Genomic DNA, 14898 nt, shown 5'->3' on the forward strand with positions numbered 1-14898 from the left:
CGGCTTGTGTGTAGAGTTTGTTCAAAAAATTCTGGATTTGCCTGAAAAACACGGAGAAAACTCATCCAAAATCTATTAAAATCAAATGAGTTGACAGGGCGGTTTCTCTTCCCAGCCTGGTTAAATTGAGAGGGAATACCATGACCAAGCCACTCACCGTACAAAGTGACAAAACAATGCTTCTAGAGGTGGATAACCCAGAATTTGAAGCCTGTCGGGACCTCGTTTCCAAGTTTGCTGAGCTCGAAAAAAGCCCAGAGTATATGCATACGTATCGCATTTCTCCACTTTCTTTGTGGAATGCTGCATCCATTAAAATGACGGCAGATGAGATCATTGAAGGTTTAACTAAGTTTGCTCGTTATTCCGTTCCTAAAAACGTGATGAATGAAGTGAGAGAACAAATCTCTCGTTATGGAAAAGTAAAACTAGTGAAAGAAGAATCCGGGGAATTGTATATCATTTCCAACGAAAAAGGATTCATTACTGAAATTGCAAACAACCGTGCCGTTCAACCTTTTGTGGATGGAATGGAAGGTGATAAAATTCGTATCAAAAAAGAATATCGTGGTCACATCAAACAAGCGTTAATCAAAATTGGCTTTCCTGTGGAAGACCTTGCTGGTTATGATGAAGGTAATAAATACCCGTTTAACTTACGTCCTACAACAAAAGGTGGAATTAAGTTTGGAATGCGTGACTACCAAAGAGCTTCGGTTGAGGCTTTTCATGCTGGTGGGCGTAACGAAGGGGGATCTGGGGTTGTAGTCCTTCCTTGTGGTGCGGGAAAAACCATCGTGGGGATGGGAGTGATGCAGATTGTCGGTGCGGAAACTCTGATTCTTGTAACGAACACTTTGTCCATCCGTCAGTGGAGAAATGAAATTTTAGACAAAACCGATATCCCTGAATCAGACATTGGGGAGTATTCGGGTGAACTCAAAGAAATTAAACCCATCACGATTGCAACGTATAATATCTTAACTCATAGAAAGAAAAAAGGTGGCGACTTCACACACTTTCATATCTTCAGTGCAAACAACTGGGGACTGATTGTTTACGATGAGGTTCACTTATTGCCGGCTCCTGTGTTTCGTATGACGTCAGAACTCCAAGCCAAACGTAGGTTAGGTCTTACTGCGACTCTTGTAAGGGAAGATGGACTGGAAGAAGATGTATTCTCACTGATCGGACCTAAAAAATACGATGTGCCTTGGAAGGAACTCGAAGCAAAGTCTTGGATTGCCGAAGCCAATTGTGTGGAGATTCGTGTACCTATGGAAGATGACCTTCGTATGAAGTATTCTGTGGCAGATGACCGTGAGAAGTTCCGATTGGCATCAGAAAACCCGGAAAAACTTCGTGCGATTAGCTATATCTTAAAAAAACATTCCACTAACAATATTTTGGTGATTGGGCAGTATATCAATCAGTTGGAAGAAATTTCAAATACTTTCAAAATCCCTTTGATTACGGGAAAAACTCCACTGCCTGAAAGACAAGAACTTTACCAAGCGTTTCGTTCTGGTCAAATCAAACAACTTGTGGTGTCTAAGGTGGCGAACTTCTCTATCGACTTACCAGATGCAAACATTGCCATCCAGGTATCGGGTACCTTTGGTTCGAGACAAGAAGAGGCACAGCGTTTAGGTCGAATCCTTCGTCCTAAATCCCAAGACAACACGGCAATTTTTTACTCGTTGATTTCGCGTGATACCAACGAAGAAAGATTTGGGCAAAACAGGCAACTCTTCCTCACCGAACAAGGGTATGAATACGAAATTTATACTTTGGATCAGTTTAAAGAAACTGTTCCGGAAGAATCACTCACTAAATAGAGGAAAAAATGAAACTTGTAGCAAAACGACTGGATGTCGTAGAACCTTCTCCCACTCTCGCAATCACTGCCAAAGCCAATCAGTTGAAAGCGAGTGGACTTGATGTTGTTGGATTTGGAGCAGGGGAACCTGACTTTGATACACCGACACATATCAAAGAAGCTGCCAAAAAAGCAATGGACCAAGGGAAAACCAAATACACTCCTGTGAGTGGAACTGTTTCTTTGAAAGAAGCCATCATTAAAAAGTTCGAAACTGAAAACGGTTTAAAATACGAAAAGAACCAAATCATTGTAGGAACAGGTGGGAAACAGGTTCTCTACAATTTTTTTATGGCAACTCTCAATCCTGGAGATGAGGTGATCATTCCTGCACCGTATTGGGTAAGTTATGCGGACATCGTTCGTTTAGCGGAAGGAACTCCGGTGATTGTTTCAACGGATATTTCCAGTGGATTTAAAATCACCGCAGCTCAATTGGAAAAAGCCATCACTCCCAAAACAAAGGTATTTATTTTTAATTCACCATCCAACCCTACTGGAGCGGCTTACACTCGTTCGGATGTCGAAGCACTTGTAAAGGTATTGGAGCCAAAAGATATCATTACTGTTTCGGATGATATTTATGAAAAAATCATCTATGATGGCTTGGAATTTGTAAATCCAGCGATGATCTCCGAGAAGATGAAGGAAAAAACCTTTGTGATCAATGGTGTGTCCAAAGCTTATTCCATGACGGGTTGGAGGATTGGATACGGAGCAGGAAACGCAGAGATTGTGAAAAATATGGATACCATGCAAGGCCAATCCACAAGCAATGCATCTTCCATTTCCCAAGCAGCTGCAGAGGCCGCTCTCACTGGTGACCAAACTCCTGTGAATGATATGTTAAAAGCATTTGACAAACGTCGTAAACTCATTGTGGGTCTCTTACGTGAGATTCCAGGTGTAGAATGCCGGATGCCAGAAGGAGCATTTTATGCTTTCCCTTACATGACGGGTGTGTACGAAACTCCAGGGTTCAAACGACTTCTCGCAGAGAAAAAAGAAACTTCTTATTCCAAACTTTTTTGTGATGTTCTTCTTGATAAATACAATGTGGCAGCAGTGCCAGGGATTGCATTTGGAGATGACAAAGCTATTCGTTTGTCCTATGCGTTAGGTGATAAAGACATCGAAAAAGGTGTCTCTCGCATCAAACAAATGGTAGAGGATTTACAAAAATAAAATGATATTTGTCCCTTTACAGAAAATTTTTTGTAGAGGGATGGTCTTTTCTCAGTCATTGGTATATTTACGATCGAGGGTTCTCTTTCGCAATGGATTGGATTTTTTTACCTCATTCATTGCAGTTTTGATCTTAGTCTCTACCTTGTCCGCTTCACTCAGTTCTCTTCCGACCATACAAAATAAATCCAAACAAACAAAACCATCTGAACTCATAAAACGAGATTCCACCTCGCAGATTGTCATTCCGGTGATAGGACTCAATTTGCATTTGTTTGCCGATCAGAAAAGCGATGTATTACGAAAACTAAAATTTGGGGAACCTGTATCTTTTGACAAGGATTCGCTTGAAAGCCCAAAAGAAGATTGGATTCCAGTGAAGTTAGAAGATGGTCTTTCCGGGTTCATCAAACGTTCTGTTGTTCGTTCGGTTCCTCCAAAACTGTATTTGTCGACTTTGTTATTTGAAGCAGAACGAATGATTCTTTCCAATCAAATTGATTTTGCAGCCAAACAAGAGATTACAGATACTATTTTTGCAATTTCTTCTACGGGAAAATTTACTGGTGATGATTTTATTTTTATCCGAGCCAAAGCTGGATTTTTCTTAAAAAAAACAGTCGATTTGATGAATACAAAGGGAATCAAACCTGATAATGATCCAGGTACTTTGGAATTTTTAAAACGCCACCAAACCCGGCTATTGTATGATTACAATTCTGGAAAATACTATGTAGATTCAAATTATTTTTGGAAACTACTGGAAGCCTATCCAAAAACGAAACACTCGGATTACGCAGGTTACCTGGCAACAGAAAGTATGCCGAATGCAGATTGTAATGTGGATTTGAAATGTCGTTTGGAAGAAATGAGAAAGGGAAAACTTCGTTATATTTATTTATTCCCCACAGGCAATTATATCAATTTATATACCAAAGATTTAGTATACAATTTACAATCGATGACAAAAGATCCAGATTCCATTCCTTGTTTCGCCCCAGTAGGGGAAGGGATTAAGTCTGAAATCAATCAGATGATTCGATATGCTTCTGAGATTGGCCCGAGAGAAAAAAAACAAATCCTCCCTCATTTACAAATTCTAAAGAAAGAATGTTTTCGTTAGCAATCATCTGAGATGCAGTAGAGGTTTTTGTGAAATTAAGTTACAAACTGTATCCATTTCAGGCAAGTTCAGAAAATCAAAAATCTGTAGGTAATATTGTCATCTTACATGGATTATTTGGCTCATCAAAAAACTGGGTAACCGTGGCAAAGTTTTTATCAAATTTTGGTTCCGTATATACTGTTGACCAAAGAAACCATGGAGACTCTCCTCATGCAGATGAACACTCCATTCGGTTAATGTCAGAGGATATGGAAGAATTCCTTTTGGACCATCAAATTAAAAATCCGATTTTACTTGGTCACTCTATGGGTGGGCTTGTGGCAATGTATTTTGATTTTATGCATCCTGGTTTTTTGGATGCCTTGATTGTGCAAGACATTGCGCCTAGATCCTATCCTTTCGCTTACGATCAGGAAATCCAGTCTATGTCTTTTCCCCTTCAAGGATTTACTTCCCGAACTCAAATAGATATGGAGATGGCAAAGTTTTTACCGGATACGTTTATCCGCCAATTTTTACAAATGAGTTTGGAACGATTAGATTCTGGTGAGTATCGTTGGAAATTAAATGTATCGGGGTTGAATGCAGCAAGGCGAATCTTCGATCATCCTTTTCCTGAAAAAATATCCTCTGATACAAACGCCTTTTTTATTCTGGGAGCAGCTTCTACTTACATTACGGATTCGGATAAAATCTTGATTCAGGAAACTTTTTCCCATTTAACAATGAAAAGTATTTTGGGAGGTGGCCATTATATTCATTATACCCACCAAGCAGAGTATTTGGAAATTTTGAAGAATTGGTTTCAATCTAAAATCACCAACCTCTGAAACAATAGTATTGTTGCAGAAGCTGGATTTTAAATTTTTAGAGGAAGTTTTTTGGTCAAATCAGGAAAGGTTTTAATCTTCCAGTAAGGACCTCAACATCCATGCTGTTTTTTCGTGAATGTCCAAACGTTGTGTGAGTAAATCTAATGTTGCTTGGTCGTTTCCTTTTTCAGCTGGTGCGTATGCTGCCCGTGCTGTTCTAATGACTGCTTCATTTCCTTCGACTAAATGTTTAATCATATCTTGGGCTTTGGGAACTTCTTTGTCTTCTGCGATGCTCGAATATTTTGCAAATTCCCAACCACCCATTGGTGCGTAGTATCCAAGAGATCTAATTCTTTCTGCAATGGGATCAATTGCATTCCAAAGTTCTGTATACTGTGTCATAAACAGAATGTGCAAAGTTTGAAACATTGGCCCAGTTACATTCCAATGGTAACTATGAGTCTTTTGATACAAAGTGTACGTATCCGCTAAAAGTTTTTTTAAAGATTCAGAGATCGCACTTCTTTCTTCTTCTGGGATTCCAATATTAATTTTCATTATTTATCCTTTTGGTTTGATATAAATTATTTTTTTAGTTCTGAAACAATCCGTTCTACCAGGCTCTCTGCAACAAAGTCATATTGGCTAGTGGTTAACAGAATGTCCTCACGACTCCAAATGAGTCCAAGCCCTAGACTATATTGGATTAACTTTCCTAGAGTCCAATCAGCTCCTGGTTTTTTACGAGCGTTGACAATGACTTGCCCTGATTCAATATGAACAATTTTGAGGGAAACTGTATCCACCAAATTGGGAATGAGTTTTCCTTTTTCATCATATTTTTTGAGTGCAGATCCTCTGCCGAAAACCAGTGCGTCCACTCCAAGCACTTTTCCTAATCGAACGGCTGTTTGTGTATCAATGATTCCGGTTTTCGAAAAACTTTGTTCGTTTACCACTTTGGAGAGTTGTTCTCTTTCGATCACTTTGATAGGGAGTAGTTTTGCGATTTGTAAGGAGACTGCGTCGGTAAATTCATCTCCCCATTTTGCCTCTTCAATATCAAAAAGTAAAACGGCTACTTTTGAAATTCCTAAATCCGTTTTTCCCGATTCTGGGTATTGGACGGCAGCATCCATGGTGCGACAATTTGTAAACGATAGGCTGAGGAGGAGGGACAAACACGCTAAATATAGTTTCATAGATTTCCTTAAGAAATGATAGAGGGATTGCAAACCGGCAATTCTTTTTCGCTTCAAAATCAGGCATTTTGAAAAATTCGCTTTTCCAATTGTGGTCTTTACTAGATTTTTCCAACTAGGCCCTTTCATGAAAAAGATTCTCAGTACATTTATCATTGTTTTCACCTTTTTTTTGCTAGGTGCAGGTTATTACTTTTCATCGTCCATAGTCTCCTTTCCCGTCACAACCTTAGAAGAAGATAAGACGAAATTAAAGATCAATTCCATTTCTGATTTTGGACTTCCCGAACCAGAATCAATTCGATTTCAAAATGGGAATCTTCGTCTGCGAGGATGGTATTTTAAAAATCCTAAAAAGAAAAAATGTGGTGTTGTTTTACTCCATGGACATTCAAGAACCCGTTTTGGTGTTTTGAAATACGCTCCCTTGTTTTGGAAACGAGGTTGCAGTTTGTTTCTCTATGATGCTCGTCACCATGGTGAAAGTGCTGGAGAATACGGAACGTACGGATTTTATGAAAAAATTGATTTGGAGAGAGCCATTGAATTCTTTTCCGAGATTAGCACAGTTCCAGAAGAGCAGATTGGGATTTTTGGGGCTTCGTTTGGTGCAGCGACTGCATTACAATATGCAGAAGGCAGAAATGATTTTGCCTTTGTGATTGCGGATTCACCTTTTATGGATATGCGTTCGATCGTAGAAAAAAGAGCTGTGGATTTGTATAGCCCACTTGTTTTGTTTCTTTCTCCTATTGCCCTTTCTCTAGCAGAACTGCAGGCTGATTTTTTAGTGGATGAAGTCTCTCCTAAAAAAGCAGCTAAGACTATTTCTGTGCCTGTACTTTTGATTCATTCCAAAACAGATGAGATTACACCAGTTTCTCACTCGGAAGAAATTTTTAATAATTTAAAATCGAATCGCAAACAGTTGGTGGAAACAGATTGGGGAGCCGCTCATTGTAAGTCGATTGATGCCCGCCCTATTGAATACGAATCCGTTGTGAATGCCTTTTTAAAAGAACATACTTCCTTTCCAAAGTAACATTTAGAAAATGCTGGGTCTGTGGCATTTTCTAACGAATTTTAATTAACCTAGGAAGGGCTTCCCAAGTCCCAGAGTCGTTTGTGAAATAAGTTAAATACACGGGGAAGGATCCAACCCCAGTTCCTTCAGAAATCGAATAACTATAGTTTAACTTACCATTGGCGGATTGTAATTGTTCTGCATTGGAGATCCCTGTGCTATAAGCTGTTGGAATACTTGGTAATACAGTAACGCTTGCTAAAGAATCTATGCTACGAAAGATTTCAATGGAAGGTGTTGAAAAAGTCGGCACCGTTGAAAGAATTAAAAAATCGGAATTGCCTGAACTTTTTACATCTCTTAATAAAGGGTAAGATGGCGCTAATGATGAAGAAAAGCCAGTTATAAAACTTGTATTCCGGAGAATTGTGGGAGACGGTGAAGTATAATTTCCGGTCGGAAAAGTATATCCAACTGGTGGGCTTGTACCGAGTAAGGAAACAAATTTTCCGCGAGCAAAGAATACAGGTGATTGGAAAGTTAAACCACTTCCGTCAAAGTTAACAGGATTATTGTTTAACGCATAAGTATCTAAACTTCTCACTGGAGCAATAGTTGAAAGTGTTACACTTGGGCATTGCAAATATTCAATTCCTCCGAGCGTAGCTACTTGATATGCAATTGCATCATTCTCAAACGTTGACATTTGGCAGCTAAAATCACTGATTAAATCTGCAGTAGGTCCAAAATCTGCATTTAGAAGCGTTGGCCTTTTTTCAACTGCCGGATAGTATGTTGGGGTAATTACATACCTTCCGTTGCCCAAATAAATTGTTGGATACATCCAGGATGGGTAGTTTGGATCTGTAAATAGAAAGGCATTTGTCGCAATCGGCAGACTTGTTGCGATATTGGAGCCTGGCGGGAATAAGTTCGGAATTTTAAATACAAAATTTTTAGTGGAAAGGTAAGTAAGTGCGGGGTAATTCCTTTTTTCTTCGGAAATGAAGAAAACATACTCTGCACCATTGAAGACTGGTTTGGATATTTTTAAGATCAATTCATAAGAGATATTTTTTTCGATGGTCACTCCATCAATCTTTGTGACCAAATCATAATTCTCTCCATCTGCAGAGGATGCAATGTACCCGACGGCACTGTTTTTATCAGGCCCTGCATATGAAGTTAGAACTTCTAAGTAAATAAACTGCCTTCCATTCGCAGAACCGAGGGGAGTGAAAGAATAATTGGAAGCCAATTGATTGCGATAATTGGCAATATCTTCTAAAAGGAACTGGACAATTCCTCCTTGGGTTAATAGAGAAAACGATTGTTTGGTGATCCCGTTGTAGATGCGAAAACTGGTACTGCCCACAATCACATCGCCAGGAGTTTTAACCGTAAGCGTTGCTATACCTCTTTCACTAAAAGTTAAGAAACCTCTTCCGTTTGGATCTAATGTGAGTGTATAGGTTCGAATATTGCCTGTTTCTCCATAGTCGGATACGGGAACTCCATTTTCATCAGCTTCATTGAAAACAGAATACTCAACTTTGTAAGCGTTGTATGGATTCCCATTAGAATCGGTAAACTTCATAAATGCGACAGTTTGGCTATACGTATTGAATGCATCTGCCAATGCAAGCAAACGAAGTAAACTTTGGAGAGATCCTAGATCTTGCGAAGGGTCTAGATCAGAAGGTTTGAATATTTTACATTGAAATGAAAATAAAAGAAGTAAAATGGCGGTGATTATATTTTTCATAAAGAACTCCTTAGAATAGAATGGAATACCGAACTTCGGCATAGACAGAATTGGTTTGTGGACGAATCCCTGCGACCGAATAAGGTTTATCCCAACCTGTGTCCCAATCCAAACCTTCTCTGATTTGTTTGCCCCCTGTGCTGACGCTTGGTCGATCTGGATAACGATCGGTTCCGATCATAAATGCATGAACGAGATTTGTGATGTAGATGATTCCTGCCGCTCCAAGTCCAGCTATGTATTTAGCATTTGCTTCTTTGGCATTATTTTTACTTTTCACAATCAAGTCTTCTGTGATTGATGTTTCAACAAATCCTACGATAAATTCAGAAGGCAAACTGATGTTTTGTGCATTAAACCTTGTTCCGGGTCCCCCGATTTGATTGAGTAGTACCATTGTATCATAATGCGCTTGTGCGTTTTTTTCTTCTGTGCGAAGGGGTCCGAGGGAATAAACTAGGGTTCCGAAAAATAACGTGCTAAATGTCCCTGCAGATACATTGTATCCACCACAAAGTTGTCCCCAACCCGGTAAAATTGCTGACCGCCAAAGTATTGCTAAACGACCACCGCATTGGGTAACTGCTGGGGAGGGACCGAGTTTTCTTGTTGCAAGCCATTCGGCTTCGGCCCTTGCTTCTTTTTCAGCCAAGGTCTCTTTGTTTTTTTCTTCAGCCAGTCTTGTTTGTTCTGCTAGTTTCGCTTCTTCTTCTAATCGCTTTTGTTCTTTAGCTTCAGCAAGCAAACGTTCTTTTTCGAGTTTTGTTTTTTCTTTCTCTTCTTTTTCTTTTAATTTCTTTTCTTCTGCAATCCTGATCTTTTCGGCTTCTTGTTCGCTGACATCTTTATAGACTACTTTTAAAATTTGGGATTTGGAAATGGTTTGTGAACCTTCTGCCGTTTGCACGGTGAGTCCGCGTTCATTTTGGTCGGTAACTTTTCCTTTTAGCGTCTTCCCATTTTTCAGAATGACAGTATTGACGGCGAATAGTGGGAAAGAAAGTAGGATGAGTAAAGAGAATAATAGAGTTTTTTTCATAGATAGGAATCCTTTCCTGGTTCCTGAAATTTTCGCATCCAATCAAGAAATTGCAAGAGAATTTTATGAAGGAGGATTGGGTGAAATGCCTCTATACACTTATGCTTTCGTTGAATAAAAAGGGCCTTTTGCACTAAATCTTTAAATTTTCAACTTTGCCATGACATGCGGACGATACGGAAGGGTGTTCCACCTTAAATTTGTAAATGAAGTTTGCTGCTATGTCTTCGAAGGTTTTTTTAGAGCATGTAAGTGCCAGCAAAGATTCGATCGTCGAGGATATCCCTAAGAGGCTTCTTATCACAACTGTTATCTTTTTAAAAACCATTTAAAATGGTACTAATGTCATTTTAAAACCTTTCTAACGGTAAATTTTGATTTTTTTTCACAAGCTAATAGAAATTAGTTGTCTTCCCGAATTCGTAAAATCAATATTAGTATTCCTGAATATTTTTATTTTTTTAGGCTAAATTTATATGCGAATCCAAAAACAAACCTACCTTCTTTCCTTTCTAATACTATTTGCAAGTAACTGTGTCCTATTTTTGCCAAATGGTGGTGGACAGACAGACTTTAGTCCTTTTGCCTTCTTGTTTGGACTCGTCGGTGGCTCTCCTTCTTCCTCCGCTCAAAACTTCACCCCTGGCACCGCAGTGGATCTGTCAGGTGACGGAAATCCAGATGCAACTCTCGTTGATTCTGATGGAGATGGTGTCTCCGATGGAATCAACCTTACTGGTGGGGCAACGCCAAATCTTCTTTTGCTCGATACCAATGGAGATGGGATTCCCGACGCCGTCGATTCCAATGGGGACGGTTTACCCGATTATTATATTAGTCCGAACCCTCCTGGTTTTCTTACTACAGCTCCTGATGGAACCGGAAATCCTGTCGTTATCATTGTGGATAGTAGTGGTAACGTTCTCGGTTTTGATACCGATGGAGATGGAACACCAAACGACACTGCCATTGTTGCCATCTTGAGCGATACCACTTCACCAACGATCACCAGTTCTTTGTCAGCTGGAACTTTCTCCACTACACAATCAACGGCACTCACTTGTACTGACAACAAAGCTCCTGGATCTATTGTTTACACTTTAGATTCATCGACTCCTGCATTTTTGCCAAAGACTGGAACCATCATCACGAAATCTTCCCAAGTGATTTCTCTTTCTTCCGAAGGAACTCATACCTTAAGTGCACTTTGCCGAGATTTAGCAGGAAATCTTTCAGCACCCATTAGCATTGTTTATACGATCGATACCAAAATTCCGGCACTTACCATTGTTAGTCAATCGTCTACGGCCATTAGTGCTTCTGCTAACGCGATCGCAAGTTCCACAACCATTTGGAGATCGGATCGCTCAGGATCTTTCACTGTTAGAGAAGGAAGTTCTTGTGATTCTGGAACCATTGCCACAACCGGAACCGCTACAGCAAGCGTAGACCAAAACTTTGTTCGTTCTCATACCCATTTCACTGGCGAAGGCACAAAGACATATCGTATCTGTGTCACTGGTACCAATGGACTGACTGGGTTTGCATCGGTCACTCTCCAAAGAGATGATACGGCACCAGTAGTCACTGCAGATCCTGGTGCAGGAAGTTATGGAGTGGCCACTTCAGTTTCTCTTTCCTGTTCTGACACTGGTGGTAGTGGTTGCGAAAGAATCGCCTATGCAGTGCAAGCTGGTTCTGCCCCGACAAACCCTGCCATCCAAGGAACCAATGGAACGGTTAGCAGTGGAACTTTATACACAGCTGCCATAGCTATGACCGATGGAGCTGTCACCTATACGAAGTTTGTGGCTAGTGACAAAGCCGGAAATGTGTCTAATATCAGTTCTGCCAACTATACAGTGGACACACAAGTGGCAACAATCACAGTGAATTCCCAAACGGCTGCGATCAATGGATCATCGAATGTTTCCGTCAGTTGGCAAAGTTCAAAGGCTGGTAATTATCAAATCCGATTGGGTGGGTCTAGTTGTTCCACTGGAACCGCTCTAACGAATACAGGCAACAATGCCAATGTAACAGGAAATATCGCTGCAACAACCGATACTTCCACCACGATTGCCAACTCTCAATTTGCCGAAGGGGACAACACCATTCGTATTTGTGTGGCAAACTTAGTCGGGAGCTTTGGTTCCACAACTCGATCTACCAATAAAGACACAACGGCTCCTGTGGTGACAATGGCTTCACCTTCTGGCTCCGGTCCCTTTGCTTCGGGAGCCCAACTCCAACTCAGTTGTTCAGACACAGGTGGAAGTGGATGTGATAAAATCATTTATACATTGAACGGCACAGAACCTGCATTTGACGGCAGTGGTGCTGTTACCAACGGAACTGTTTATTCTTCTCCTGTGGCCCTTTCCAATGGTAGCAACCAAGTGAAATACTTGGCACGTGACTTAGCAGGGAATACAAGCACAGCAGGAAACCAAAGTTTTCATGTGGGTCCACCGAATGCTCCTGCCTTTGTAGAAGCCCAAGCCGGGGGAACTAGCGCCGTTGTCCAGTGGTGGCCTGTCACAGGTGCCACATCGTACACAGTGTACTATAGCACAAGCCCTGGTGTGACTACAGCATCGGCAAGTTTCGGGCCAGTGACAAATCCGTATGCGACGATTACTGGGTTAGCGGGGAATACTTTGTATTACTTTAGGGTGGTGGCAAGTAATAGTTTCGGAAACAGTACGACTAATCAGTTTGAGGCAATTGCATTTACAACGGCAACGCCTCCAGGGACGAGTTCGACGGGTACGCATGTCGATATATCGGCAGGGCAAGGGAGTAGTTCAGGTTACAACCCCAGTGCCGTCATCGACCAAGTTAATGGAAAGTTGTTGGTTGTCACTCAAAATGGGGCGAATTCGAATAAACCAGGATTATTTAGGTGTAACCTGAATGGAGCATCTTGTACCCATACAGATATATCAGCGGGACAAGGCGGTGCTTCTGGGTGGTACCCTAGTATCGCTTTGGATCAGACCAATGGAAAGTTACTCGTTGTTAGTACGAACCTTGCTAATTCAGGAAAGCCATCTCTTTTTCGTTGTAATCTAGATGGAACATCTTGCACTCATACAGATATATCAGCGGGACAAGGGAGTTATTCGGGCTATTATCCCATTCTTGTCTTAGACTCAGCCAATGGAAAGTTACTTGTTGTTACTACGAACCAAGCTAACTCTAGCAAACCTTCTCTTTTTCGATGCAATTTGGATGGAACATCTTGCACTCATTCAGATATATCAGCGGGACAAGGGGGCAATTCTGGTCAGTATCCTAGTGCTGTTTTGGATCATGCTAGTGGAAAGTTGGTCGTAGTTACTACGAATGGATATAGCAAACCTTCTCTTTTTCGCTGTAATCTGGATGGAACAGCTTGTGCCCATACAGATATATCAGCGGGCCAAGCTAGTAATTCTGGTATGTATCCAAGTATTATTTTAGATTCTGTTAATGGAAAGTTACTCGTTGTTACTACAAACCTAGCTAACTTTAGCACAGTCTCTCTTTTTCGGTGTAATCTAAATGGAACAGGTTGCTCCCATACAGGCTTAACAGCGGGCCAAGCTAGTAATTCTGGTATGTATCCAAGTATTATTTTAGATTCTGTTAACGGAAAGTTACTCGTTGTTACTACGAACTCTGGGAACTCTGCTAAACCTTCACTTTTTCGCAGTAATCTGGATGGAACAGCTTTCACTCATACGGATATATCAGCAGGCCAAGGGAGTAATTCTGGTCTGAATCCAAGTGTTGTTTTAGATTCTGTCAATGGAAAGTTACTCGTTGTTGCTGGGAATGGAGTGGCCTCTGCTAGCAAACCTAGTCTCTTCATCTGGTAATAAAAGGGATAGATATGACCATGAAACAAATAGGAGTTAATAAATACTTTTTAATTGTTTAGTCTTTGTTAGGTTTAAGAAAGGTCTTCAGATTAATTCAAGTTACCCAATGGTTTGTTTATTTCCTGGGATCTCGTTAAACTTTTGTGAGGAGTAATTTAAGATCTTTTGTGCTTTGATTAAATTGCTTAACTCTTGGAACTACTTTGGTGAATATAATTTTCCTAGTTGCTTAAATGTTCGAAATATAATTAACAATTAATAATGGCTTTGTGGTAAAAAATATTAGATTGAGTAGAAGATGTATGGTGAAGGATTTTAAAGACACTGTTATGTGTGTCTGAAATCCATATTTCATTCGCTAAAAAATCGGAGAGAACTTGGGTATCAGGAATTTGGTTATTTGCCTTTGAATCCATCTGCTGTGAGTTATGGGCAGAGTTCTCGTGAAGGGTATGGGTATATGCAGTTTAACGTGCGTTACTGAGAATATAATTACCCCGCCCTGATGTAGGGTGGGGAACTAGACCCGCCACCCAATGACTTCCTTCTATCACAGATCCCACCATCCATCAAACACATGCCCCTTTTCTAAAATTATTCTTCCAACAAGTTCACATTTCTGTAGCTACCACCCATTTCCTTTAAACTAGAAGCTCACATTCAGCGAACCAAACTCATTTCAAGTAACTTAAGTCGCAGACAAGCATCTATCTATAAAAAAGCAAACAAACCTTCCCCCGATTCACAGAATGAACCAGTAGACCATATTTCTTCTTTGACCTAACTATAAATAGGCGGAATCGACATTTCCCTCTTTCCGTATCCCCTTAGTATTAGGTGTTGCTATCGATCCACTGTTTATTTGTTAGTTGCTGCTGCTTTCATAGACGGGCTTACGTTAGGTTGCCAAACCCACCTCCATACACTCACTGCCAAGATTATGTCTCATTACTTGCTACTAACGAATCTCAATTCATATAAAAAAACTCATCTTTCC

General features: G+C 40.4%; 10 protein-coding genes. 6 read left to right on the forward strand and 4 right to left on the reverse strand.

Features of this window, described 5'->3' with window-relative positions:
• The first annotated feature begins 140 nt into the window (after window positions 1-140).
• From CLV96_RS16005 to CLV96_RS16020, 4 genes are read left to right on the forward strand one after another with little or no spacing between them, the layout of a single operon-like run.
• On the forward strand, window positions 141-1838 hold the full coding sequence (locus CLV96_RS16005; protein ID WP_004787372.1) for a DNA repair helicase XPB: 1698 nt from the start codon (window positions 141-143) through the stop codon (window positions 1836-1838).
• An 8-nt stretch (window positions 1839-1846) separates the two neighbouring features.
• Complete coding sequence (locus CLV96_RS16010) at window positions 1847-3064, forward strand: pyridoxal phosphate-dependent aminotransferase (protein ID WP_004786073.1); 1218 nt, start codon at window positions 1847-1849, stop codon at window positions 3062-3064.
• A 1-nt stretch (window position 3065) separates the two neighbouring features.
• A complete protein-coding gene (locus tag CLV96_RS16015; RefSeq protein ID WP_040917086.1) occupies window positions 3066-4187 on the forward strand; it encodes an SH3 domain-containing protein in 1122 nt (373 codons plus the stop codon).
• Between the two features lie 29 nt (window positions 4188-4216).
• The gene (locus CLV96_RS16020) at window positions 4217-5020 is read left to right on the forward strand and encodes an alpha/beta fold hydrolase (protein WP_004787657.1); all 804 of its coding nucleotides are present in this window, start codon (window positions 4217-4219) and stop codon (window positions 5018-5020) included.
• A gap of 72 nt (window positions 5021-5092) precedes the next feature.
• Here CLV96_RS16020 and CLV96_RS16025 read toward each other — a convergent pair whose 3' ends face one another.
• Complete coding sequence (locus tag CLV96_RS16025; RefSeq protein ID WP_208739809.1) at window positions 5093-5566, reverse strand: Dps family protein; 474 nt, start codon at window positions 5564-5566, stop codon at window positions 5093-5095.
• A 23-nt stretch (window positions 5567-5589) separates the two neighbouring features.
• Window positions 5590-6207, reverse strand: a complete 618-nt coding sequence (locus tag CLV96_RS16030) for a CsgG/HfaB family protein (RefSeq protein ID WP_231292542.1) — start codon at window positions 6205-6207, stop codon at window positions 5590-5592.
• A gap of 127 nt (window positions 6208-6334) precedes the next feature.
• Between CLV96_RS16030 and CLV96_RS16035 the strand changes: the two genes are divergently transcribed.
• Window positions 6335-7249 carry an alpha/beta hydrolase gene (locus CLV96_RS16035; protein ID WP_004786215.1) on the forward strand — a complete coding sequence of 305 codons (915 nt, stop codon included), beginning with the start codon at window positions 6335-6337 and terminating at the stop codon, window positions 7247-7249.
• Window positions 7250-7280: 31 nt separating this feature from the next.
• Here CLV96_RS16035 and CLV96_RS16040 read toward each other — a convergent pair whose 3' ends face one another.
• Together CLV96_RS16040 and CLV96_RS16045 are read right to left on the reverse strand one after the other, a co-directional pair.
• Complete coding sequence (locus CLV96_RS16040; RefSeq protein ID WP_004785496.1) at window positions 7281-8996, reverse strand: hypothetical protein; 1716 nt, start codon at window positions 8994-8996, stop codon at window positions 7281-7283.
• Window positions 8997-9006: 10 nt separating this feature from the next.
• Window positions 9007-10035, reverse strand: coding sequence for an LA_0442/LA_0875 N-terminal domain-containing protein (locus tag CLV96_RS16045; RefSeq protein WP_004785232.1), 1029 nt, complete (start codon window positions 10033-10035; stop codon window positions 9007-9009).
• A gap of 476 nt (window positions 10036-10511) precedes the next feature.
• Here CLV96_RS16045 and CLV96_RS16050 point away from each other — a divergent pair, with 476 nt between their 5' ends.
• The gene (locus CLV96_RS16050; RefSeq protein WP_004787747.1) at window positions 10512-13898 is read left to right on the forward strand and encodes an FN3 associated domain-containing protein; all 3387 of its coding nucleotides are present in this window, start codon (window positions 10512-10514) and stop codon (window positions 13896-13898) included.
• Window positions 13899-14898: the final 1000 nt, after the last annotated feature.

It is taken from the genome of Leptospira meyeri (genome assembly GCF_004368965.1).
In the GTDB taxonomy this organism is placed as follows: domain Bacteria; phylum Spirochaetota; class Leptospiria; order Leptospirales; family Leptospiraceae; genus Leptospira_A; species Leptospira_A meyeri.

Coding starts and splice junctions, on each gene's coding strand:
- CLV96_RS16045 (WP_004785232.1), bottom strand. CDS start 10,035: ATGAAAAAAACTCTATTATTCTCTTTACTCATCCTACTTTCTTTCCCA.
- CLV96_RS16030 (WP_231292542.1), bottom strand. CDS start 6,207: ATGAAACTATATTTAGCGTGTTTGTCCCTCCTCCTCAGCCTATCGTTT.
- CLV96_RS16050 (WP_004787747.1), top strand. CDS start 10,512: ATGCGAATCCAAAAACAAACCTACCTTCTTTCCTTTCTAATACTATTT.
- CLV96_RS16005 (WP_004787372.1), top strand. CDS start 141: ATGACCAAGCCACTCACCGTACAAAGTGACAAAACAATGCTTCTAGAG.
- CLV96_RS16040 (WP_004785496.1), bottom strand. CDS start 8,996: ATGAAAAATATAATCACCGCCATTTTACTTCTTTTATTTTCATTTCAA.
- CLV96_RS16015 (WP_040917086.1), top strand. CDS start 3,066: ATGATATTTGTCCCTTTACAGAAAATTTTTTGTAGAGGGATGGTCTTT.
- CLV96_RS16010 (WP_004786073.1), top strand. CDS start 1,847: ATGAAACTTGTAGCAAAACGACTGGATGTCGTAGAACCTTCTCCCACT.
- CLV96_RS16035 (WP_004786215.1), top strand. CDS start 6,335: ATGAAAAAGATTCTCAGTACATTTATCATTGTTTTCACCTTTTTTTTG.